16 protein-coding genes are annotated in these 22,578 nt (G+C 69.7%); 6 read left to right on the top strand and 10 right to left on the bottom strand.

Translation table 11 applies throughout. From position 1 onward, the window contains the following. Window positions 1-168 precede the first annotated feature (168 nt). The 4 genes from HS045_RS02420 to HS045_RS02435 form a co-directional block, all read right to left on the bottom strand. On the bottom strand, window positions 169-813 hold the full coding sequence (locus HS045_RS02420; RefSeq protein ID WP_196449530.1) for a hypothetical protein: 645 nt from the start codon (window positions 811-813) through the stop codon (window positions 169-171). A 57-nt stretch (window positions 814-870) separates the two neighbouring features. Next, window positions 871-2,448 carry a class I SAM-dependent DNA methyltransferase gene (locus HS045_RS02425; RefSeq protein ID WP_196449531.1) on the bottom strand — a complete coding sequence of 526 codons (1,578 nt, stop codon included), beginning with the start codon at window positions 2,446-2,448 and terminating at the stop codon, window positions 871-873. Further along, window positions 2,445-3,863: a hypothetical protein gene (locus tag HS045_RS02430; protein ID WP_196449532.1), complete on the bottom strand. Its 1,419-nt coding sequence runs from the start codon at window positions 3,861-3,863 to the stop codon at window positions 2,445-2,447. Before HS045_RS02430 ends, HS045_RS02425 begins: the two co-directional genes overlap by 4 nt. Before the next feature lie 134 nt (window positions 3,864-3,997). Further along, window positions 3,998-7,486 (bottom strand): DEAD/DEAH box helicase family protein, encoded by a 3,489-nt coding sequence (locus HS045_RS02435; protein WP_196449533.1) that lies wholly within the window; start codon window positions 7,484-7,486, stop codon window positions 3,998-4,000. A 232-nt stretch (window positions 7,487-7,718) separates the two neighbouring features. Here HS045_RS02435 and HS045_RS02440 point away from each other — a divergent pair, with 232 nt between their 5' ends. From HS045_RS02440 to HS045_RS02455, 4 genes are all read left to right on the top strand, one after another. Then, window positions 7,719-9,989 (top strand): hypothetical protein, encoded by a 2,271-nt coding sequence (locus tag HS045_RS02440; protein ID WP_196449534.1) that lies wholly within the window; start codon window positions 7,719-7,721, stop codon window positions 9,987-9,989. Continuing rightward, window positions 9,986-10,603, top strand: a complete 618-nt coding sequence (locus HS045_RS02445; RefSeq protein ID WP_196449535.1) for a hypothetical protein — start codon at window positions 9,986-9,988, stop codon at window positions 10,601-10,603. Before HS045_RS02440 ends, HS045_RS02445 begins: the two co-directional genes overlap by 4 nt. Before the next feature lie 7 nt (window positions 10,604-10,610). Continuing rightward, a complete protein-coding gene (locus HS045_RS02450) occupies window positions 10,611-10,913 on the top strand; it encodes a hypothetical protein (RefSeq protein ID WP_196449536.1) in 303 nt (100 codons plus the stop codon). Window positions 10,914-11,130: 217 nt separating this feature from the next. Continuing rightward, window positions 11,131-11,940 carry an SAM-dependent methyltransferase gene (locus tag HS045_RS02455; RefSeq protein WP_196449537.1) on the top strand — a complete coding sequence of 270 codons (810 nt, stop codon included), beginning with the start codon at window positions 11,131-11,133 and terminating at the stop codon, window positions 11,938-11,940. Between the two features lie 73 nt (window positions 11,941-12,013). Here the strand turns inward: HS045_RS02455 and HS045_RS02460 are convergent, their stop codons facing one another. The 3 genes from HS045_RS02460 to HS045_RS02470 all read right to left on the bottom strand — a co-directional run bounded on the left by HS045_RS02460 (window position 12,014) and on the right by HS045_RS02470 (window position 14,483). Then, window positions 12,014-13,102 carry a virulence RhuM family protein gene (locus HS045_RS02460; protein ID WP_196449538.1) on the bottom strand — a complete coding sequence of 363 codons (1,089 nt, stop codon included), beginning with the start codon at window positions 13,100-13,102 and terminating at the stop codon, window positions 12,014-12,016. 362 nt (window positions 13,103-13,464) lie between these two features. Next, window positions 13,465-13,665, bottom strand: a complete 201-nt coding sequence (locus HS045_RS02465; RefSeq protein ID WP_196449539.1) for a DUF397 domain-containing protein — start codon at window positions 13,663-13,665, stop codon at window positions 13,465-13,467. After that, window positions 13,656-14,483 carry a helix-turn-helix transcriptional regulator gene (locus HS045_RS02470; protein WP_196449540.1) on the bottom strand — a complete coding sequence of 276 codons (828 nt, stop codon included), beginning with the start codon at window positions 14,481-14,483 and terminating at the stop codon, window positions 13,656-13,658. Before HS045_RS02470 ends, HS045_RS02465 begins: the two co-directional genes overlap by 10 nt. A gap of 321 nt (window positions 14,484-14,804) precedes the next feature. On the opposite strand from HS045_RS02470, the gene HS045_RS02475 reads away from it, so the two are divergent. After that, on the top strand, window positions 14,805-15,092 hold the full coding sequence (locus tag HS045_RS02475; protein ID WP_196449541.1) for a hypothetical protein: 288 nt from the start codon (window positions 14,805-14,807) through the stop codon (window positions 15,090-15,092). A 302-nt stretch (window positions 15,093-15,394) separates the two neighbouring features. Further along, window positions 15,395-16,213, top strand: a complete 819-nt coding sequence (locus tag HS045_RS02480) for a GyrI-like domain-containing protein (RefSeq protein ID WP_230883646.1) — start codon at window positions 15,395-15,397, stop codon at window positions 16,211-16,213. 47 nt (window positions 16,214-16,260) lie between these two features. Here HS045_RS02480 and treZ read toward each other — a convergent pair whose 3' ends face one another. The 3 genes from treZ to glgX form a co-directional block, all read right to left on the bottom strand. Then, window positions 16,261-17,991 carry a malto-oligosyltrehalose trehalohydrolase gene (gene treZ / locus HS045_RS02485; RefSeq protein WP_196449543.1) on the bottom strand — a complete coding sequence of 577 codons (1,731 nt, stop codon included), beginning with the start codon at window positions 17,989-17,991 and terminating at the stop codon, window positions 16,261-16,263. Between the two features lie 3 nt (window positions 17,992-17,994). Beyond that, window positions 17,995-20,268: a malto-oligosyltrehalose synthase gene (treY, locus tag HS045_RS02490; protein WP_196449544.1), complete on the bottom strand. Its 2,274-nt coding sequence runs from the start codon at window positions 20,266-20,268 to the stop codon at window positions 17,995-17,997. Between the two features lie 112 nt (window positions 20,269-20,380). Next, window positions 20,381-22,486, bottom strand: coding sequence for a glycogen debranching protein GlgX (gene glgX / locus HS045_RS02495; protein ID WP_196449545.1), 2,106 nt, complete (start codon window positions 22,484-22,486; stop codon window positions 20,381-20,383). Window positions 22,487-22,578: the final 92 nt, after the last annotated feature.

Here is a 22,578-nt window from a genome sequence, read left to right on the forward strand (position 1 = left end):
AACTTATCAAGTTCATGGAGACGGGATCACCTTTATGGAGGTGAAGGCCGATGCCGTACGGTCGAAGACGACCGATCGCAGGACTGTCGCGGTCCGGGACCCGGAACAGGAGCGGTCCCAGACTCGCCGTAGTGCGGCCTCCCGGCGGTATTCGCGGGAACGGTGCCGTCAGCTCTCGTCGAGGGCGACGAGGATGGCCGCCGCGGTCATCTCCAGCCAGGAGATCGTGTCCGCGACCTCCGCGGCCGTGATGCTCCGCCTGCCGGTCGGCGCGGCCGGGTCGCGATCGGACTCGTGGGCGATCCTGTTCCGGCGGGCGGTGATCGCCTTCAGCTTCCGCACCACCGTCTCACCGGTGATCTGCCGGCCGTCGGCCCGCTGCTCGGTCAGGACCTTCGCCACCTTCGGCCAGAGCTTGACCTTGCTGACGTGCGAGAACCCCTGCTGGATCCGGTCCGGGTTCTGGTAGGAGACGTAGCCGAGCGTCGCTTCGAGGTGCTCGCGGAACGCCTCCCCCAGCGACGCCTCGTGGTGGTGGATCCGCTCGAACAGCTCCATCGGGATCTGCAGCCGGTTGAACCGGTCCGGCCGCTCCACGCCGGGCTGCTGCGCCAGCCGTACGGCGCGGCTGTAGATCTCCTGGTGCACCCAGTGGTCGAGCGCCGCCACCGCCTGCACCCAGGCGGCCCGGTAGATGTCGCCGATGTCGAAGGCCCCGACCTTGAGCTGCTCCAGCCGGCGACCGCCGTTCACCAGGTCGCGGGCGTATTCGAGGTTGCGGTGGAACTCCTGGAAGGCTTCGGTGGGAGGCACGCGGGACTCCTCGGCTCGGGGACTCGGGAGGGGCACGCCGAGCCGAGGATACGCGGCCTATTGATCTTCACTCAACGGACTTCCCGAATCCCCCGGAGATGCCCGGTTCTGCAGCGCCTCCGCGATGGCGGCGAACTCGCCGAGGGCCGCCTCCAGATCCTCGACGATCTCCTGGGCGATGACCTCGGGCGGCTGGAGCGCGTCGGCGTCCTCCAGGCTCGGGTCCTTGAGCCAGAAGATGTCCAGGTTGCACTTGTCGCGCGCGACGAGCTCCTCGTAGGAGAACCGGCGGAACCGCTCGGTCTCGGCTCGCTCGCCGCGGTCCCCGCCCGGCAGGTAGCGGTCCACGAAGTCCTGCAGGTGCTCGCGGCGGAGCGGGTTCTGCTTGAGCGTGAAGTGCTGCCCGGTACGGAAGTCGTACACCCACAGGTGCTTCGTCCAGGGCTCCTCGCCGGCCGGTCTCCGGTCGAAGAAGAGCACGTTCGCCTTGACCCCGCCCGCGTAGAAGATCCCGGTGGGCAGCCGGAGCAGCGTGTGCACGTCGTACTCCTTCAGGAGCCTGCGGCGGATGCCCTCGCCCGCACCGCCCTCGAAGAGCACGTTGTCGGGGACGACCACGGCGGCCCGGCCCGACATCGCCATCAGCCGGGCGATGTGCTGCACGAAGTTGAGCTGCTTGTTGGTGGTGGTCTCCCAGAAGTCCTGCCGGTCGTAGGCGATGTCGTCCCGGGTCGCCTTGCCGTCCATGCCGATCACGGTGATCGCGGACTTCTTGCCGAACGGCGGGTTGGCCAGCACCAGGGAGGCGCGGACGGTCGGCGGGGCCGCCAGCCCGTCGCGCACCTCGATGGGGGATACGCCGTCCGCCCGGCACATGCCGTGCAGCAGCATGTTCATCGCGGCGAGCCGGGCCGTGCCGTCCACCAGCTCGACCCCGCGGAACGCCTCGCCGTGCGTCAGGCGCCGCCGCTGGCCGGGCGTCAGGCTCCCGTGGTGCCTGCGGATGTACTCGTTGGCGGCGAGCAGGAAGCCGCCGGTGCCGCAGGCCGGGTCGATGACCGTGTCGTCCGGGGTCGGCCGCACGCAGTCGACCATGGCGGTGATCAGCGACCGGGGCGTGAAGTACTGTCCGGCGCCGGACTTGACGTCGGTCGCGCTCCGGGCGAGGAGCTGCTCGTAGGCGTCGCCCTTGACGTCGGTGCCCTGCCGCCCCCAGGTCTCGCCGTCCATGAGGTCGACGATCAGCTTCTTGAGCAGCGCGGGGTCCTGCACCTTGTTCTGGGCCTTGCGGAAGACCACCCCGAGGGTGCCCTTCTGCTTCGCCAGCTCGGTGAGGAAGTGCCGGTAGGTGTTCTCCAGCGCGTCGCCGCTCTGCGCCTTCAGCGCGTCCCAGCCGATCCCCTCCGGGAGGATCCGCTCGCCGCCGAGGGCTGCGGGCAGCCGGGACCGCTCGTCGGCCATCTTGAGGAAGAGCAGGTAGGTGAGCTGCTCGACGTAGTCGATCGCCGAGACCCCGGCGTCGCGGAGCACGTCGCAGTAGCTCCACATCTTGTCCGCGAGCCGCCGCGCCTCCGCCTGCCGCGCCGCCTCGGCCGCCCGCTCGGCCGCATCGTTGTCGGGCACGGTCGTGGTCACAGCAGCTCTCCTTGCTCATATCCGGCCGGGGCGGGGGTGGCGACCGGCCATGCGGTACGGCCCGCGCCCGGCGGGGTGGCGGTGGTCCGAGGGACGGTACGGCCCGCGTCCGGAGCCGTGGAGGCCGTACGGCTCCCGCCCGGCGGGGTCGCGGCGGCTTCGGCCGCCTCGGGGTTCTTGGGGGCGGTACGGCGGGCACGCGCGGCCTTGGGTTGGACGGCGCGCTCGGCCCTGATCCGGGCCAGCAGCTCGGCGGCGGGCTCGTCGGTCGGATCCTGCGGAACCAATCTGCCTGCGAATGCTTCTCTCAACAGAGCCCGACGAAGCAGCTCCACTCGCCGGATCGCATTCACCACTTCACCCTTCAGCCGTGAAGCGTGATCGAGGCCTTCTTCAACCCTTGCCGCGATCAGTTGTTGCTCTTCCGTAGGGACGACAGGAACCCGAACCGAGAGAAGTGACCTCTGAGAAATATTTCTCATGGAGTCCTTCGTCCCCGTTGCCCGAGCCGATATCTGGTCCCGGACGAAAGGAGAGGACAGAAGCTGGATGAGCCACTCTCTAGACACGTCGGAGCGCACCCGCAGGCGGAGACTCTTGTCACTCAGGAGCAGGCGGGGACGGCACTCCTTCACGAGAACCGGAGCGCCCACATATTCCGCCGTGTTCGCCCTGCTCACTAAGATGTCGCCGGGAAAGATCTCGTAACGGGGATCAAACTCTTTCCCGGAGGGAACAGCCTTGTTCTCGCTCTGCCGGAACTCTCCCCAGGTCATCGCACTGACCTTGATCACACCCCACTCGTCATCAGCGGCAGGGCGCGGTTCGCACGCATAGGATTTTCCGGCTTCGATCCCCTCAAGAACATCCGCAAGCGTGCCCCAACGCCAGCTTGGTGGAAGCTCCACGCCTCCACCGCCACCATGCGACCCAAGGAGTTCTACCGACCGAATCTGCCTGATGAATTTAGCGACTCCGTTCAATGCCTCGTTCAAGTAATTACGAGCAGCATCCAATTTAGAGAGGTGGCCTTCGAGAGAGGCAACGATCCGCCCCTGCTCGGCTATCGGTGGAACCGGAATAATCACTCTTGAAATATCCGGGCCGGCTATGCTGGCCTGCCCGGCGGTCGTGCGGACCGACGCTCGAACAGAAGCACGAATATTTGGAGAAGCAAACGCATATGCCACAAATTTTGAAATGATCACATCCTTGCGGACAACGACCCTGATCTGCTTATCCGAATAAGCCACCGGCCCAGTGTCATGCGGCACAGCCGCACACACTCCGACATAGTCAGGATTCCCGTTGAGCCGCGAGAAAAGAAGGTCATCCGGTTTCAGCAAGGCACGACCGACCTTAGGCTCATCGGGAGAGAGCCCCGTGTAACGGATATCGCCCAGGTTGAGCGACATCGGCCGCAGCGCACTGACCCGAAGGATCGGTACCCCATTCGGCTCAATGCCGGGCCTGGAGACGAAAGCCCCATTGCCGATCTTGGTAATGAGCTCCCCGAAGGGGACTTCACTCCAGCCAGGGGGGAGGTCCGTCACGCGGTCAGCTCCTCGTTGAGTTCGTCAAGGATCGTCTCGGCCCGGGCGCCGAAGGCGTCGGCGAAGCCGTACACGCCGCCGCGCTGGTCGAACGGCATGCCGTGCAGGTCCTCGACGGTGACCTCGACGCTGGTGGCGATGACGTCCACGATGTTGTCGAGGTACCAGCGCTGCTCCGGGGTGAAGGTTACGCCAGCCTGCTCCTGCTTCGCACGCCAGCCCGCGTAGCGCTCCTCGATGATCGAGCGGAACGGCCGGATCTTCTGGTCGACGCCGAGCTCGCGGCGGAGCAGGGAGACCAGGTCCGTCACGGCGGCCTCGCCCTGCTCCAGGGACGGCGCCTCGCCGAGCTCCGCGTACGACCGCCACAGGAAGTCGACGTCGTAGACGTTCGGCAGCCGCTTGACCCGGTTGGCGAGGTCCTCCAGCTGCCCGTACGACAGTCGCGGGCCGCTGCCGTGGCGGAGCTGCTGGACGATCACCTCGTCCTGGTTCTCCTCGATGAACCGGCGGAACGACCGGACCGCCTCCTGCGCCCGGTCCACCCCCTCGGCGGAGACCAGCTCGTCGACCGAGACCTCGTCGATCACGGTGTCGTACTGGCGGCGGATGTCGAGGATGCGCTGCCGCAGCCCGGGGTTGCCGGCCAGCGGGGCGACGGCCTCCTTGAGCCGCTCCCTGACCGCCGCCTCACCTCCCGTGTCCTGGGCGCGGATCAGCTCGTCGGTGTCGACGGCGTTGACGAGCCGCCGGACGATCTCCCGCAGCGTGGTGCCCTCGCCGACCCGGGCGAGCTCGGTGCGGTCGTCGTCGCCGATCTGCTGGTCGAGGCGGGCGAGCCGGGAGGCGAGGGTGGCGGTCTCGTTCTCGTCGATGGAGAGGCTCGCGGCCTTCGCCAGCAGGTCCTTGAGGGTGATCGAGCGGACGCGCTCCAGCGGGCGGGCGTCGCAGAGCGGGCCGTCGGTGACGCCGACCGCGTCGACCAGCAGGAAGCGGTCCTTGCGCTTCGCCGCACGGTCCGGGTTGACCTGCTGGAACTCGGTCTCGTCGACGGTGCGGGCGCCCCGGCCCTTCATCTGCTCGAAGTAGACGGCGCTGTGCACCCCGCGCATGAAGAACACGATCTCCAGCGGGCGGACGTCCGTACCGGTGGCGATCATGTCGACGGTGACGGCGATCCGCAGGTCGGCGCTCGTGCGGAAGAGCTGGAGCAGCTTCTTGGGGTCGTTGCCGAGTTCCTTCGACCTGTAGGTGATCTTCGCGGCGAAGTCGTTGCCCTTGCCGAAGACCTCCCGGACGATCTGCACGATGTCGTCGGCGTGCTCGTCGCTCTTGGCGAAGATCAGCGTCTTGGGCACGGTGGTGCGCTCGCCGTACTGCTCGGGCAGGACCCGGTCCTTGAAGGTCCGCAGGATCAGCCGGATCTGGTCCTTGGCCAGCACCGAGCGGCCGATCTGCTCGCCGGTGTAGGTGAAGTCCTCCTGCAGTTCCTCGTAGCGCTGCATCCGCGTGCGGCGGTCGCGGACCGGCACGACCACGCGGGTGCCCTCCTCGTCGAGGGCCGGGATGCTGCTGCCGCTCTCGCTGATCCTCGTGCGGATCCGGTAGACGTCGTAGTCGACGTTGACCCGGTCGGCGACGGCCTGCTCGTAGGTGTACTCGGAGGCGAGGTTCCGGTCGAAGAAGCCGAGCGTCTGGGCGGTGGGGGTGGCGGTGAGGCCGACGATGGGCGCGTCGAAGTAGTCGAGCACCGCCCGCCACTTGCCGTAGATCGACCGGTGGCACTCGTCCACGATGATCAGGTCGAAGCTCTCGGGCGGCAGCCCCTGGTTGTACCGCGCGTCCACCGGCCGGTCGGGCACGTACTCGTCGACCTGCGGGTCGTCGTCCTCCGGCGGGACCGGCTCCCCGCGCAGGGCGAGGTCGAGCCGCTGGATGGTGGTGATCACGACGTTGGTCGAGGACAGCACGACGCCGCCGGCCAGCCGCTGGATGGTGTACAGCTCCGCGAGCTTGCGCCCGTCGTCCGGGGTGGTGTAGTTGCGGAACTCCGCCGCCGCCTGGTCACCCAGGTTGTTCCGGTCGACCAGGAACAGCACGCGCCGGGCTCCCGCGTGCTTGAGCAGCCGGTACGACTGGGTGACGGCGGCGAACGTCTTGCCCGCGCCCGTGGCCATCTGCACGAGGGTGCGCGGGCGGTCCGCGCGCAGGGACGCCTCGACCCCGTTGACCGCGTCGGCCTGGGCGGGGCGGAGGCCCGCCGCGGCGAGGGCGGGCATCCGCCGCACCCGGGCGCGGAAGGTCGGCGCGTCCGGGTTCTCGTCGGCCTCGTCCATCCAGGCGGCGACGGTCTCGGGCCGGTGGAAGGAGAAGACGGGACGGGAGCGGGGCTCGGGGTCCAGGCCGTTGGTGAACCGGGTCTCCACGCCCGTGCTCTCGTAGCGGAACGGCAGCGGCATGTCCCTGCGCCAGGCGGCCATGCCGTACTCCTTGGGGAGCGCGGCGGCGTAGCGGGCGCTCTGCCACTCCACGCCGGTGAGCGCGGTGCCCTCGCGCTTGGCCTCGATCACCCCGACGATCTTTCCGTCCACGTAGAGGGCGTAGTCGGACCTGCCCGTGCTGAAGGTGAACTCCCGTACGGCCACGCCCCTGCCGGCGAGCGGGTTGAGCCGGGCGAGGTCCTGCACGATCCACCCGGCCTCGCCGAGCATGCGGTCGATCTCCCGGCGCGCCTGCGCCTCGGTGAGGGGCTGCGGCGCCCGCGCCTGCTCGATGAACGACGTGCGCCGCTCGGCGGAGACGCGGGCCGGGGTGCGCCGCTCGAACTCCGCGCGGAGCTCCTCCACCGTGCCCTGCAGCACCTCCAGCTCCGCCGCCAGCCGGTCGCGCTCGCCCTGCGCCCGGGCGAGCTCGGCCTCGGCCCGCGCCCGGGCCTCGGACTGGGCCTCCAGCAGCGAACGCCCGCCGTCCAGGACGAGCCGGGCCTCGGCGAGCTCGCTCCGGTAGCGCTCCAGGTCCTCCCGGAGCCGCCCGGTGACGTCGGCCACCGGCTGGGGCGGGACGAAGGCGACGACCGTGCGGTCGCCGGTGACGGCCCGGTGCAGGAGCAGACCGAGCTGGAAGCACTTGTTCAGGCAGTCGAGCGCGGCCCTGCGGTCGGAGGCGTGGGCGTGGACGGCCCGGTTCCCGGTCCGCCGCACCTCGTGGAAGGCGTCCGCGACGGGGCGGGTGATGACGCCGTTGTCGGAGAGCGCGTGGATCCGGGTCTCCAGCCGGTTCTCCCCGGCGACCCGGATGCCGGTCCTGCGCACCATCTCCGTCGTCAGGACCTCGATGAACTGGCGGCATTTGACGAGGGCGGCATTGGGGTCGGTGAACACGGCCGCTTCGGCGCCCGCGCCGTACACCACGAGCAGCGGCTCGTGGGCGATCAGGAAACCGAAGTTCGCCGATCTGCCCGCCAGTTCCCGAACCCTGTCCCTCATGCAGCCTCGCAGCCTTCACCTCGGCATCAGGAATGCCGAATCCTATCCCGGACCAAAGGCCGCGGACGGGGAATTCCATCCTTTATGTACCGCAGAGCGAGCGGCGGCACGGCCGATAAGCGCATCGGCGCCCATCCTGGACACGTGAAAGCCCTTTGCCCGGAGCCGGAGGAAACATAGGCTGGCATTTCCCGCCTGTGTTCTCACCGACCGCGCTGGAGTCCGCCGCCTCATGGCCCACCCCTATCCGTCACCGTCGCCGGCCCCCTCCGGCACCGGCCCGACCGGCGGCCTCCAGGCACCGCCCGCCGACTCCGCCCCCGCGCCCCGGCCGTCCGGCTCCGACGGCCATGCGCCCGCGTCCCGATCACCCGGCCCCGACGGCCATGCGTCCGCCCCTTCGCCCTCTCCCGCCGCCGAGGGCCGCACGCCCAGCCCTTCCCCCGCGCCCGACTCCCGGTCGTCCCCGCCCCCGTCCGGCACCGCGTCCCCTCCGCCGCCCGCCGAGCCCGCCTCCGGTCCGCAGGGCCGTCCGTACCCGCCCGCGCCCACGGCTCCGGCCGCGCCGCAGGGGGTGGGCGACGGGTTCTCCGGCATCGACCCCGCCGCGATGGACGACTTCGAGCGCGGGCTCGGCCGGGCGGAGGACGCCCTCGGCCGCGGCGAGCCCCGCATCCGCGCGGCCCTGGAGAAGCTCGACCTGGACACCTCGGCACTGGGGGCGCTGCGCGAGGCGCGGGGCTGGATCGGCTCCAGCCGCCCCGACCTGCGGCGGCGCGGCGAGGCGATCCGCTCCGAGCGCACCGAGTGGGGCGCCTCCGGCCTGCCCGGCGGCCTGGCCGCCTTCGACGAGTCCCTGTACGGCAAGGCCGCCCGCGACCCCGACGTCTACGCCGCCGCGATCAAGCTGGCCGAGGCCGCCGAGAAGGGCGAGGTCGACGCCAGGACCGTGGCGGAGTTGGAGAAGCGCACAGGGAACGCGGCCTTCACCGCCGCCCTGCTGACCACCCTGGGCGCGGCGACGTTCCGCGAGGCGGTGGCGGAGGCGGCGGAGAACCGCGACAAGACGTCGCAGCGGTTGCAGACCGCCCTCGGCAAGGCGCTGGGCACGGCCAGCCCCAAGCTCGACAAGGCCTGGCGCGACGCCTTCACCGCGGAGTCGGGCGACCACTGGCAGCAGCGCCGCAACCACCAGGCGATCGGCCTCGCCCTCAGGCACGGCACCTTCGCCACCGCCTTCCTGGTCGACGTCGCCAGGAAGGTCGACGGGGCGAAGTACGTCAGGGCGATGGAACCGCAGGTCCTGGTGGACGCGATGAACGCGCTGGGCCGCCATCCCGAGGCGGCCCAGGACTTCTTCGTCGGCGACCCCACGGCGCTGAAGCGCCATCTGACCCAGGGGACGATGAGCGACGGCGGTGTGGCCCTGGGCAAGGCCCTGGAAGCCGCCATGCTCCGCTTCCGCGACCACTCCGGCACCCCGGACGAGCCCTCCCGCGGCTATTGGTCGGCGAAACTCGCCTCCGAGTTCATCCACCTCGAAGCCGATCGCATCAAGAACCGTCAGCCTCCGGACCCGGCCGTGCCGCCGTCCTTCACGGGGCTCGTGCTGTCCGAGTACATCCGGGACGTCAACCACGTCGCCGAAAGAAGTGGCGATGGTGTTGTTCCCGGGGTACGAAGCTCCGACAACTCCAACGCTCTTGGAGAGGATCCCTGGGGAGCGCAGTTCGACAAGACGGAGTTGCGCCGGGTGATGAAAGAGGCGTTCGCGGATCCCAAGGCGTTCTCGCTCGTGACCACCGCTCAGACGGCGTTCGCCGGATGGCTCCTCGACAACGCTGCCCAGATCACGGATACCGAGCGGAGAAACGATGCGATCCTCTCCGGCGCGAGACGGATCGGCGCAGGATTCGGCCTGATCACGGACGCGGCCGAACTGGTCAAGATCGAGGGTGGCAAGGAACTGGACGAAGCACAGAAGCGGAACACGAAGGCGCTCTTGGCTGCGCTCAACACCGGCCTCGCCTTTCCGCAGGCAGGGGCATGGCCCATCGTGTCCGGTGTCGTGGGGTCGTGGACGGGACTGGCCGAGGACATCGTCAAGGGAGAGGCCGAGAGCGACGCCCGAGAGGCCGCCAACACCACCGTCGACCGGACCCGAAACCTCGTGCACGACCTCACCGCTCAGGCCATGCTCAAGCACGGCCTGTTCGGTTCCGCCGAACCCGCCGCCTCGACGCATCCTTGGGCCTCTCTGGAAGACATGAAGAATGGAGACGACCCTCGCCACAACCCCAACAACTTCCTCAAGGAGGACGGCCGAACCCTTATGACCAGGGAAGAGATGATCGACGAGAAGGCTGCCAACGACATCGACAAGGACAGGAAGCTCGAGGCCTACCAGAGGTGGCTCAGCGGACCTGCGGGACAACGTTGGCGGGATGTCGAGAATCGCCTGGACCAAGGATTCTCCAACGGCTTCGCCCCCTACGAATCATGATGAACAGACCCTTCATTTCACTCGTGACGCTGATGTGCGTACTGGCCCTGTCCACCGCCTGCCAGAACGAAGAAGTCACCCCGATCGACCGCTCTCCATTGCCAGCTGTGGCCGCTCCACCGTACATCTGCGACCACGTTCCACTGAAGGCAGTGGAACTGATGACCGGTGTGCGTGACCCACTAGTCCACGGTCGCTTCAATCTCACCAGTGACGACGGCTCGGACATGGGAGTCTGTGTGGTTCGTCGGAGAAACGACCAGGAGAACATCCTGGTGATCGACCTATCACCTGGAAAAGACCGGGCGGCGATCGAGGAGTATCTCGATGACGGCGCCAAAGCTCTACCGGAGATCGTTCCCGGATCCATCGGTGCCTACTTCACGTCCCCGGGTGGTGAGAACCATGCCGCGTACGCTCACCTTCTCGGCAATGGATCATGGCTCTCCGTCCAACTGGAGATCGGTGTCGAAGGGCGGGACAACGCCGCCGACGTGGCGGCGATGATGAAGCTGATCGCGCCGAAGCTGATCACCGATGCCGGTGCCCCGGCGGCGAGCCCGTCCGCGGAGGCCGCCTCCCCCTCCCCTGCGAACTCCTCTGCGAAGGACTGACCGGACCATGGCCGAGATGGTGCCCAATCCGCTCCACGAGGCGCTGGGAGAAGCGCTCCGGATGGTCGAACCGCTGCTGGAGGAGGTCGAGAAGACCGTCGAGACGCCGTTCCAGGCCTTCCACTCCGGCAAGGTCTGGACCGGCCCGGCGGCCAAGCGCTTCGACGAGCGGCTCGCCCACCACCGCACGCGCATCCGCGCCTCGGGCGACACGATCGTCTCCGACCTCCGCCAGGCCCTCGCCCGGACCCCGAGCCAGGTGACCGAGGAGGAGGCCAGGGCCATCGGCGCCCGCTACGGCCTGCTCTGAGATCCGGCTCGTCCCGAGATCCGGCGCATCCTGACCGCCCCGGTCCGTCCTGAGATCCGGCGGAGCGCCCCGCCCTCGGTTCCGCGGACCCCACCGACCCGCGCCCACCCGGGGAGCGGCATCACATTCCCAGAAGATCCGCATAAAGATCAAAAAATCCTCGTACGTCATCTAGCATCACCAGCAGAGTGATCAAGCGTGGTCCGAGGAGAGCGGCATGGAAGACGAGCAGGCACCCGCCGGGATCGATCCGTCGATCCCCAGCGTGGCCCGGATGTACGACTACTACCTGGGCGGCAAGGACAACTTCGCCTCCGACCGCGAGGCCGCAGAGAAGATCATCCAGCTGATCCCGGAGTCACGGGCCAACGCCCGGTCCAACCGCGCCTTCCTCTCCCGCGCCGTGACCGAGATCGCCGGACGGGGCGTGCGCCAGTTCCTGGACATCGGCTCCGGCCTGCCCACCCAGGAGAACGTCCACCAGGTCGCCCACCGGATCATCCCCGACGCGAAGGTCGTCTACGTCGACAACGACCCCATCGTCCTGGCCCACGGCCGGGCCCTGCTGGAGGACAACCCGCACACCGTCGTCGTCCAGGCCGACATGCGCGAGCCCAAGGCCCTGCTCGACCACCCCGAGATCCGGTCGAGGATCGACTTCGACCAGCCGGTGGCCGTGATCCTGCTGTCCATGCTCCACTTCATCCCCGACGACGCCGACGCGGCGGCCATCGTCGCGGCGGTCCGCGAGGTCATGGTCCCCGGCAGCCATCTGGTGATCTCCCACGTCCACGCCGGAGACCGTCCGGTGGCGGCCCACGACCAGGCGAAGGCGGTCTACCGCACCACCACCGCCGGATCGGTCACCACGCGGGGCCCGGCCCACCTCGCCGCCTACACCGAGGGCCTGGAGGTGCTCGACCCCGGAATCGTCCCGGTCCAGGCGTGGCGCCCGGAGTTCGAGGAGGACACCGCCTACGACCTCGGCAAGCCCGGCCTCCTCGGCGTGGTCGCCAAGGTGCCGTGAGCGGGGAGGCGCGTGCGTTCATCGCGTCCCACGCTCCCGGTTGCCGAACAGGTATCCGTATGTTCCGAGGGTCCTACCGGTCAGCGTCCGGCCGCCGATTCCAGCGGCGCCGTTCGATGTCGTTCTCGATCTCTCCGAGGTCATCGAGCACATTCTCGTCCTGGCCGGCGAGGAGCTCGCGCAGCTCCTGCTCCGCCTCCTCCTCTGCGCGTGCGGCCTCCAGCGCCCGGCGCTGCGCGTCGAACCCCGCGAACCGTTCGTGGGCGATGCCCGCAGCCCGCTCGGCGGTGACCCGGCCAGGCCCTTTCAACACGTCCATCTCGTTGGCCGCGATGAACCGGTCCGTGGCCTCGGCCCACTCGGCCATGGTGATCTGCTGTCGACGTCGGGCCCGCAGCTCGGCGAAGTCCAGGAACTGCGTGGTCAGCATGTTCAGCGTGCTGATCTCGTCGGAGTCGAGGTAGTTCTTCGAGATCGCGACATCGCTCTTGCGGACCCGACCGCCCTGCCACGAGGTGAGCCCCATGTTGGGCTTACCGGGATCGGCGCGCTTGACGACCAGCTCGGCCGCGGTGCATCCGGTCACCGCGTAGACGAGCTTGTTCTGGATGGTCGCGAAGAAGGTCTCGGCGGCGTCGGACGTCTTCTCGTAGTCAACGCTCGTCTCCGCGAAGAGGTCGCGTATCTTCTGGTAGAAGCGCTTCTCGGAGGCCCGGATCTCCCGGATTCGCTCGAGCAGTTCGTCGAAGTAGTCGAACCCGCCGCCGGGCTCCTTGAGCCGCCGGTCGTTGAGGACGAATCCCTTCACGAGGTACTCCCGCAGGGTCGTGGTCGCCCACTGGCGGAACTGGATCCCTCTGGGGGAGCGCACCCGGTAACCGACCGCGAGAACCATGTCGAGGTTGTGGACCCGTACCTCACGACGGACCTGCCGCGAACCTTCCTGGCGAACCATCAACTCAGAGTTGATAGTTGCCTCGGTCAGCTCTCCGTCCTGGATGATCGCGGTGATGCGCTGGTTGATGTTCTGGAGACTCGTGTCGAAGAGCTCTGCCATCTCCGCCTGGGTCAGCCAGACGGTCCCCTCTGCGGCCCGCAACTGGATCTCCGCACGGCCGTCCTCCGTGCGGTAGAGGATGAGCTCACCGTTGTCGTGCGTCACGCCGTCAGCCTCCTGCTCGCTGGATAGGCCCTGATCGGAACCGGGATGGGAGTACTCAACCAGGGTTGTCAGCAGCCGGACCGGCATTTCCCGCTATCTGCTCTCGCACGCGTTCGGTGCAGGGCGATCGACCGGTCCGTCTCGAAGCATCGGCCCGCCGACGGTGATCGGAGACCTTCGGCACGCGGCGACAGGACCATCGCCTCCGACCACTCCCATCCGGCGGTGGTCGGCTGGAACCGTGAGTACCGCCCTCCGGTACGGCCACCACTACGGGAATCGGTGCTCATGCTTCTTGCGCGATCTCCCGGTTCGTTGGCTGCCGTCACGGTCCCCAGGTCGAGGCAGGAGGCGCGTCGGGGTCAGAGGTCGAACTCGCCGGCCTTGACGCCGCCGACGAAGGCCCGCCACTCGGCGGGGGTGAACAGCAGCTTGGGGCCGTCGGGGTCCTTGCTGTCGCGGACGGCGACCACACCGGACAGGTTGTCGGCGACCTCGACACACTGGCCGCCGTTCCCTGAAGATCGGGACGACTTCCGCCACGCGGCGGCGCTCAGGTCCATTCCCGCTTCACATCCTCGATCATCTTGAGGGATACGTGCTCAGGATAGGCCCACAGCCGTACGGCCTCATATCGGTTTTGGATAGCGGTCACGATATCGGGATCGGTCGAGACCTGCCCTTGGGCTGGTGAGTCCGCGTGGACGGTGATCGGATAACCGTTCGGCAACTCGGCGATCATGAAGGCTCCCGCCAATCCCGGAAGGCATTCCGGGTCGACCACCTGGATCGAGACGGCGGGCCGCCGCGCGACCTCCAGTAGGTGGCCGAGTTGCTCTCGCATGACTTCCTGGTCACCGACCCGACGACGCAGCACACCCGCATCGATGAGAACAAGGATCAGCGGAGGGGCGTCCCGGTCGAGGATCTGTTGCCGTCCCATACGTGCTGCAAGGCGCTCATCCACCTCCTCCGGGGTGATCCTGGGCTCTCGGCTGAACAGATGGCGCGCGTAGGCCTCCGTCTGCAGCAGGCCCGGGACGAGCAGCGGGTCCCAGGAGCGGAGGACGAGGGCGGTGGGTTCGATCTCCTCGGCCCAGCTGCGGAACCAGACCGGGCCGCCGGGGCGAGAGACGATGCGCTGGTAGAGGCCGGTGAAGGAGACGCCGTCGGCCTCGCCGAAGAGCCGGTCCAGCTTCTCCGCGTCCGACCGTGACGGGGTGCGGCTGGCCATCTCCAGGCGGCTCACCTGCGTCTGCGTGCACCCCAGGCGGGCGGCCACGGCGGCCTGCGAGAGCTGGGCGGTCTCGCGCAGGCGGCGCAGCTCCGCGCCGAACCGCACGCGCGGCGAGCCCGGGTCCAAAGACGACGCGACGCTCATCGCATTCCTCCTCAAATAGCAAAAAACGGTCTTTTCGATTAATCGACTGCACCGGCTCCACACCACACCACACCGACGGCCGTCATTATCGGGCGTCGCGTGGATTGCCGACCCCATTACCGATCAATCGACGGAAAGGCAGTCTAGACAGAGGACTTCTCCGCCGGACAGCGCGGAAAAGAAAGCAGTTCATCACCTCCGGCCGGATCGCGGAGGGCGGGATGCAGGGCGTGGGGGCGGAGTGCGGATCAGGTCGCGCGCCCGTCCGGCGGACCCCTCCTCTCCGCCGGAGGCGTCGGACGGGTGCGGAAGGGCGGAACCATGACGGCGGGCGAGCGGTACGAGAGGTTCATGCACCTGGTGCGGCTGGGCTGGGACCTGCACGGTCTCGGCGTGTGCGCCTCGCTGGTCCTCCCGGCCGGCGGGGAACCGGTCCTGGAGGTCCGTACGGCGGCCGGTGACCCGGTCCGCATCACCGTCATCCGGCGCTACTGCGGCTGGGTCTTCACCTGGCGGCCGTGGTGGGCGCGGCTGTGGCGGCGGGACAGATGGGTGGTGGCCGAGGCCGACAACGCCGCCGACATCATCATGGCCGAGGTGAACGCATGAGAATGCGCGGCCCGGTCCGCCATCGCGAATCCCCGGAGAATTCTCGGACACCGCCCGGAACATCCGGCAGCGGGAATTCCCGGGAAACGCGGCGTCCGTTTCCCGAGCCCGGGAATGGGCCAGGGACTCACTGTCCGGACATCTGTCCGCCCCGGCCCTCGACGACCTCCTGCTCCTGCTGAGCGAACCGGTCGCCAACGCGGTCGTGCACTCCGACTCCGGCCGTATCGAGGCCGTCGGGTTGACTCTCCCCCGGGGGAAGGGGCGACGGTGAACGGATCAGAGTGTGATTGGGGTTGACGATGGTTCAGCTGGTGCTGATCGGCACGTTCTCGGCCATGACCAGGCTGTCGGTCAAGGCGCTGCGCCGCTACGACGAGCTGGATCTGCTGCGGCCGGCGAAGGTCGACGCCTCCAACGGCTACCGCTACTACGCGCTCAGCCAGGCGGGCAGGGCGGAGACGATCCGCAGGCTGCGGGCGCTCGACATGCCGATCGAGGAGATCAGGCGGGTGCTGGCGGCCTCCCCGGCGGAGGTCTCCGGCCTGCTGACCGCGCACCGGCGGCGACTGCGGGCGGAGCGCGATCGCCACGATCACATGCTGGCCGTCGTCACCCGGTTGATCGACGGCGAGGAGAGCCTCATGGACTACACGATCACTGTCGAGACCCTGCCCGCGCAGACCGTGGCCTCGGTGCGCCGCCGTACCGATCTGGCCGGTGTCGGCGCGGCGGTCGCCGAGGGCTTCGGCACCGTCATCGGGGTCCTCACGCAGGCCGGCCGGCAACCGGCCGGCGCCCCCTTCCTGGTGTTCCACGATGTCATCGACACGGACAACGACGGCGACATCGACGTCTGCATACCGATCGCGTCACCCGTCGCCGCGCCCTCCTCCGTGCAGGTCGGCCGGACGGACGAGGTCACCGCCGCGGTCACCGTCCACCAGGGCCGCTACGACGAGGTCGCGCGCGCCTATCACGCCCTGACCTCCTGGATCGCCCGGCACGGTCACGAGATCGCCGGTCCGCCGCGGGAGACCTATCTCAACGACCCGGCCGTGACCGCCGAGACGGACCTGCTCACCCAGGTGGCCTGGCCGATCCGGCGGCCGACGGAGTGATCATGAGTTGACCGACCGCACTCCGCCCGGCGAGGGCGGCGGAGCCGTCAAGCGGTCAGTCTGAGGACCGCCAGGGAGCGGGCGGGCAGGGTGAGGTCGTCGCCGTCGAGGTGGGTGCCGGGGTCGGAGGCCAGGACGATCTCGGCGGGCCGGACCCGGAGCGCGACCGGGGACCGGCCGAGGTTGGCGGCCACCCGGAACGCGCCCCGGTGCACCACCAGCCAGGAGTCCTCGTGCTCCACCCGGACCCGGTCCAGGCGCGGGTCGGACAGGTCGGGGTGGGCCCGGCGGAGCGCGATGAGCGCCCGGTACCAGTCGAGGTGGGCGCGGTGCGCGTCCTGCTCCAGCTCGCTCCAGTCGAGCTTGGAGCGCAGGAACGTCAGCTCCTCCCCCGGGTCGGGCGCCTTGTCCGCCCAGTCGTCGTAGCCGAAGCCGACGAACTCCCGCCGCCGCCGGTCGGCCTCGCCCTCGCGCAGCTGCGGCTCGACGTGGTCGGTGAAGAACAGGAACGGCGTGCGCGTCCCCCACTCCTCCCCCATGAACAGCATCGGGGTGAAGGGCGAGGTCAGCAGGAGCCCGGCGGCCAGCCGGAGCGCCTCGGGGTCGACCCGGTCGCCCTCGGCCCGGTTGCCGATCTGGTCGTGGTTCTGCGCGCAGACGACGAACCGGTGGCCGGGGACGTGCCGGGCCGGGCGGCCGTGGCTGCGGCCCCGGAACGACGAGTAGGTCCCGTCGTGGTAGTAGGCCGAGGTCAGCACCTTGGCCAGGGCGGCGGCCGGGGACCCGGACGGCCCTCCGGCGAAGTCGTCATAGTAGCCGTGCCGCTCGCCGGTGACCGCCGTGTGCAGGGCGTGGTGCACGTCGTCGTTCCAGGCGGCGGCCAGGCCGTACCCGCCGGCCTCGCGCGGGGTCATCAGCCGGGGGTCGTTGAGGTCGGACTCGGCGATGAGCGTCAGCGGGCGGCCGACGGCGGCCGACAGGGCGTCCACCTCTCCTGCCAGCTCCTCCAGGAAGTGCACGGCCCGGTCGTCGTGCAGCGCGTGCACGGCGTCCAGCCGCAGGCCGTCGACGTGGTAGTCGCGCAGCCACTGCAGCGCGTTGCCGATGAAGTAGCGCCGCACCTCGTCGGAGCCGGGGCCGTCCAGGTTGACCGCCTGGCCCCAGAAGGAGGAGGCGGAGGAGTGGAAGTACGGGCCGAAGGGGGCCAGGAAGTTGCCGGACGGGCCGAGGTGGTTGTAGACGACGTCGAGGATCACGCCGAGCCCCTGGCGGTGGCAGGCGTCCACGAACCGCTTGAACCCGTCAGGACCCCCGTAGTTGTCGGTGACGGCCCACAGGTCCACCCCGTCGTAGCCCCAGTTGCGCCCGCCGGGGACCGGCGGCACCGGCATGACCTCGACGAAGTCGACGCCGAGGGCCACCAGGTGCTCCAGCCTGCCGATCGCCGCCTCGAACGTGCCCTCCGGGGTGAAGGTCCCGATGTGCAGCTCGTAGACGATCGAGCCGGGCAGGGCCCGGCCCGTCCACAGGTCGTCGCTCCAGGTGAACCGGTCGTGGTCGTAGACCCGGCTCGGCCCGAAGATCCCCTCGGGCTGCCACCGGGTCCGCGGGTCGGGCAGCGGGTCGCCGCCGTCCAGCCGGAACCGGTAGTCGGTGCCGTGCCCGGCCCCCGGCACCTCCGCCGACCACCAGCCGCCGTTCCCGCGCCGCATCGCGTGCCGGGTCCCGTCGATCTCCACCTCGACGGCGCCCGCCTGCGGCGCCCACACCTCGAACATCGATCAGTCCCTTTCCAGCAGTGCGACCGGGTGGCAGGAGAGCAGGTGGGCCATGGGGATGCGCCCGGTGTGCTCGGCGCCGGACAGCAGGTCCCGCCAGTGGCCGGGCGGGAGCGTGAGCGTCTCGCTCCCCCAGCCGCCGCGCCGCTCCAGGCCGACGGGGAGCCGGGTCGCCACGGCCACGGCCCGCTCGCCGCGGGCGAAGGCGACCGCGTGCTCCCCGGTCTCCAGCGGGACGTACGGCGCCGCGGGGTCGATCCGCCGCCGCAGGCCGAGCGCCTGCCGGGTGACCAGCAGCTTGGCGGCGTCCCAGCCGGACCACCCGGCCCCGGACGGCCCGACGGACCCGGACGATCCGGCGGCCCGGACGGCTCCGGCGGCCACGGAGTCCTCGGCGGCCCCGGCGGACCCGGCGGACCCGGGACCGCCGGGCGTCCCGTCCGCGGCGAGCATCCAGGCGCGCAGGCCGAAGTCGACCGGGCGGCGGTTGTCCGGGTCCACCAGGGAGAAGTCGGTGATCTCGTTGCCCCAGTACAGGTCGGGCACGCCCGGCATCATGAGCTGGACGAGCTTCTGGCCCAGCGAGTTGGACCGGGCGTAGGGCTCGATCCGGGCGGCGAACTCCCCGATCGAGGGGCCGCACTCGTCGATCGCCCGCTCCACGAAGGCCCGCAGGCCCTTCTCGTAGGACGGGTCGGGCGTGGCCCAGGAGATCGCGGTCTTGGCCTCGCGGGCCGCCTTGAACAGGTAGTCGAAGAACCGGTCCGGGCCGATCGGCCAGGCGGCCATCAGGTTCTGCCAGGCCAGGTAGTCCAGCGCCGGGTCGAAGGAGACCTTCGCGGCCCACCCCTCGACCGCCTCCGTCCACGCGCCGGGCAGCTCCGACAGCACGGCCAGCCGGGCCCGGACGTCCTCCGAGCGCTTGGTGTCGTGGGTGGACAGGGTCGTCATCGTGCCCGGGGCCATCCGGTGGCAGAACGCGTGGAACTCCTCCACCGGCGAGCCGAACCGGTCGGGCTCGCCGCCCACCTCGTTCAGGCAGGACAGCGGGTACCAGCGGTAGAGGGCGGTGTCCTCGACCCCCTTGGCCATCACCGGGCCGCAGGTCTGCTGGAACCGGACGACGGCCTCGGCCGGGCCGTACAGCACCTTCTCCACGGTCTCGGCGACGGGCGCGCCCTCGGGCAGCCGCGCGGCGGCCAGCTCGCCGGCCGCCTCCACGATCGCCGCCGAGGCCGCGGGCACCGCCTCCCCGGGGACCGCGTAGGCCCGGTAGACCGGCATGGCCGCCAGCAGTTCGGCGAGCGTGTCGCGGTCGGTGCCGACGACCGCGTGCAGCCGGTCGATCTCGGCGCCGAAGAACAGGTCGAGGACGTGCTTCTTGGCGGCGTAGACGACCTCGGCGTAGTCGCGCGGCATGCCGGTCCGCCGGACGAACTCCTCGACCAGCGGTTCCTTCCCTGCCGGGTCGACGAAGAGCCCGGTGATCCGGTTCAGCGCCTCGTAGCCGGTGGTCCCGTCGCACGCCCAGTCGTCCGGGAGCCGCTCGTCGCCGACGAGGATCTTCTCGGCGACCGTCCACACGCCCGACGCGGCGCGCAGCCGGGCCAGGTAGCCGCGCGGGTCGGCCAGGCCGTCGGGGTGGTCGACCCGCAGGCCGCCGATCACGCCCTCGGCGACCAGGTCCAGGATCACCCGGTGGGTGGCGTCGAAGACCTCCGGGTCCTCCACCCGCAGGCCGATCAGCGAGGACACGTCGAAGAAGCGCCGGTAGCCGGGACCGCGCCGCCAGTCGACCAGCCGGTAGTGCGTGTCCGGGTAGGGGAAGGCGTGGTCGTGGTAGCGCAGCACGTCGCCGTCCACCACGGGCGCGGTGTCGTCGCCGATCACCGGCATGTTCACCTTGCCGCCGGTCCACTCGATGTCGAACCACCGCGCGTACGGCGAGGCGGGCCCCTCGGCGAGCACCGACCACAGCGGCGCGTTGCCCGACTCGGGCACCGGGACCGTCATGTGGTTGGGCACGATGTCCACCACGATGCCGATCCCGTGCCCGGCCAGCGTCGCGGCCATCGCCCGCAGGCCGTCGATCCCGCCGAACTCCTCGCGGATCCGCGTGTGGTCGGTGACGTCGTAGCCGTGCCGCGACTCGGGCACGGCCTGCAGGACCGGGGAGAGGTAGACGTGGCTCACCCCGAGGTCGCGCAGGTAGGGGGCGAGCTCGGCGACCCGGTCGAAGCCGAAGTCGGGGGTCAGCTGGAGGCGGTAGGTTGACACCGGAGCCGCCCCGGCGGCGCCCCCGGCCCGGGCGGCGGACACGGACCCGGCCGCGGATCCGGAAGCGGGGCGGGTGCCGGACACGGACTCGGACGCGGGGCCGGACACGGGCTCAGACACGGCGCAGCACCCGCATCGAGCGGCCCGCCACGGGCACGCCCTCCCCCGCCCGGCAGAGCGGGGTGTCGACCGTGATCGGCATCGCCGTGTCGATCTCCGTCAGCCACATGTCGCCGTAATCCTCCGGGATCGTGAACTTGATGGTGTCGTGGTGGGCGTTGATCAGCAGCAGGAACGAGTCGTCGGTGATGCGCCGTCCCCGCCGGTCCGGCTCGGTGATGGCCTCGCCGTTCAGGAAGACGGCCAGCGACTTGGCGTACCCGACGTTCCAGTCGGCGTCGGTCATCCGCTTCCCGTGCGGGGTGAGCCAGGCGATGTCGCTCAGCTCGTCCTCCGACCCGCGCACCGGCCGGCCGTAGAAGAAGCGGCGCCGCCGGAAGACCGGGTGGTCGGCGCGGAGCTTGGCCAGTTTCCGGGTGAACTCCAGCAGCAGCCAGTTCTCCCTGACGTCGGACCAGTCGACCCAGCTGAGCTCGTTGTCCTGGCAGTAGACGTTGTTGTTGCCCTGCTGGGTGCGGCCGAGCTCGTCGCCGTGGGAGAGCATCGGCACGCCCTGCGACAGGAACAGCGTGGTCAGGAAGTTGCGCTTCTGCTGCTCGCGCAGCGACTCGATGGCCAGCGTCGCGGGCCCCTCGGCCCCGCAGTTCCAGGACCGGTTGTCGTCGGTGCCGTCGCGGTTGTCCTCGCCGTTGGCCTCGTTGTGCTTGTGGTTGTAGGAGACCAGGTCGGTGAGGGTGAAGCCGTCGTGGCAGGTGACGAAGTTGATGGAGGCGGCGGGACGGCGGCTGTCGTCCTGGTAGAGGTCGCTGGAGCCGGTCAGCCGGGAGGCGAACTCGGGCAGCGCGGCGGGCTCGCCCCGCCACAGGTCGCGGATCGTGTCGCGGTAGCGGCCGTTCCACTCGGTCCACCGGGCCGGGAAGTTGCCCACCTGGTAGCCGCCGGGGCCGACGTCCCACGGCTCGGCGATGAGCTTGACCCGCGACAGCACCGGGTCCTGCTGGACCAGGTCGAAGAAGGCGCTCAGCCGGTCCACCTCGTGCAGCTCGCGGGCGAGCGTGGCCGCCAGGTCGAACCGGAACCCGTCCACGTGCATCTCGGTGACCCAGTAGCGCAGCGAGTCCATGATCAGCTGCAGCACCTGCGGCGAGCGCATGAACATGCTGTTGCCGGTGCCGGTGGTGTCCATGTAGTAGCGCCGGTCGTCGTCGACGAGCCGGTAGTAGGCCGCGTTGTCGATGCCGCGCATGCTCAGCGTCGGGCCCAGGTGGTTGCCCTCGGCGGTGTGGTTGTAGACCACGTCGAGGATGACCTCGATGTTCGCCTCGTGCAGCGCCTTGACCATGGCCTTGAACTCCAGCACCTGGCCGCCGCGCTGACCGCTCGAGGAGTAGGTGTTCTGCGGGGCGAAGAAGCCGATGGTGTTGTAGCCCCAGTAGTTCGACAGCCCCTTGTCGACGAGCATGTGGTCGGTGACGAACTGGTGCACCGGCATGAGCTCGATCGCCGTCACGCCGAGCGCGGTCAGGTGGTCGATGATCTCCGGGTGTCCGATGGCGGCGTAGGTGCCGCGGATCCGCTCCGGGATCTTCGGGTGGTTGACCGTCAGGCCCTTGACGTGCGCCTCGTAGATCACCGTGTCGTGGTACGGCGTGGCGGGCGGCCGGTCGTGCCCCCATCCGAAGAACGGGTTGACCACCACGGAGAGCGGCATGAACGGCGCCGAGTCCGCGTCGTTGCGGCTGTCCGGCCGCCCGAAGCGGTAGCCGTACACCGCCTCGTCCCACGCCACGTCGCCCTCGATCGCCTTGGCGTAGGGGTCGAGGAGGAGCTTGGCGGGGTTGCAGCGCTGCCCCGAGCCCGGATCGTAGGGACCGTGCACGCGGTAGCCGTACCGCTGCCCCGGACCGACCCGGGGCAGGTAGCCGTGCCAGACGTGGCCCTCGACCTCGATGAGCGAGACCCTGGTCTCCTCGCCCTCGTCGTCGAACAGGCACAGCTCGACCTTCTCCGCGGCCTCGGAGAAGAGCGCGAAGTTGGTCCCCGCGCCGTCGTAGGTGGCCCCCAGAGGATAGGGGTCACCCGGCCAGATTTCGATCATTTCACCGCCCTTCAGCGGTGTGGAGACATGCCCAATGCTCCCCCGTACATGCATGTTCCGCCATCTCCGGCGCGCCGGATTTCCGCCCCCGC

The organism is Planomonospora sp. ID82291 (assembly GCF_015711645.1).
Lineage (GTDB): Bacteria > Actinomycetota > Actinomycetes > Streptosporangiales > Streptosporangiaceae > Planomonospora.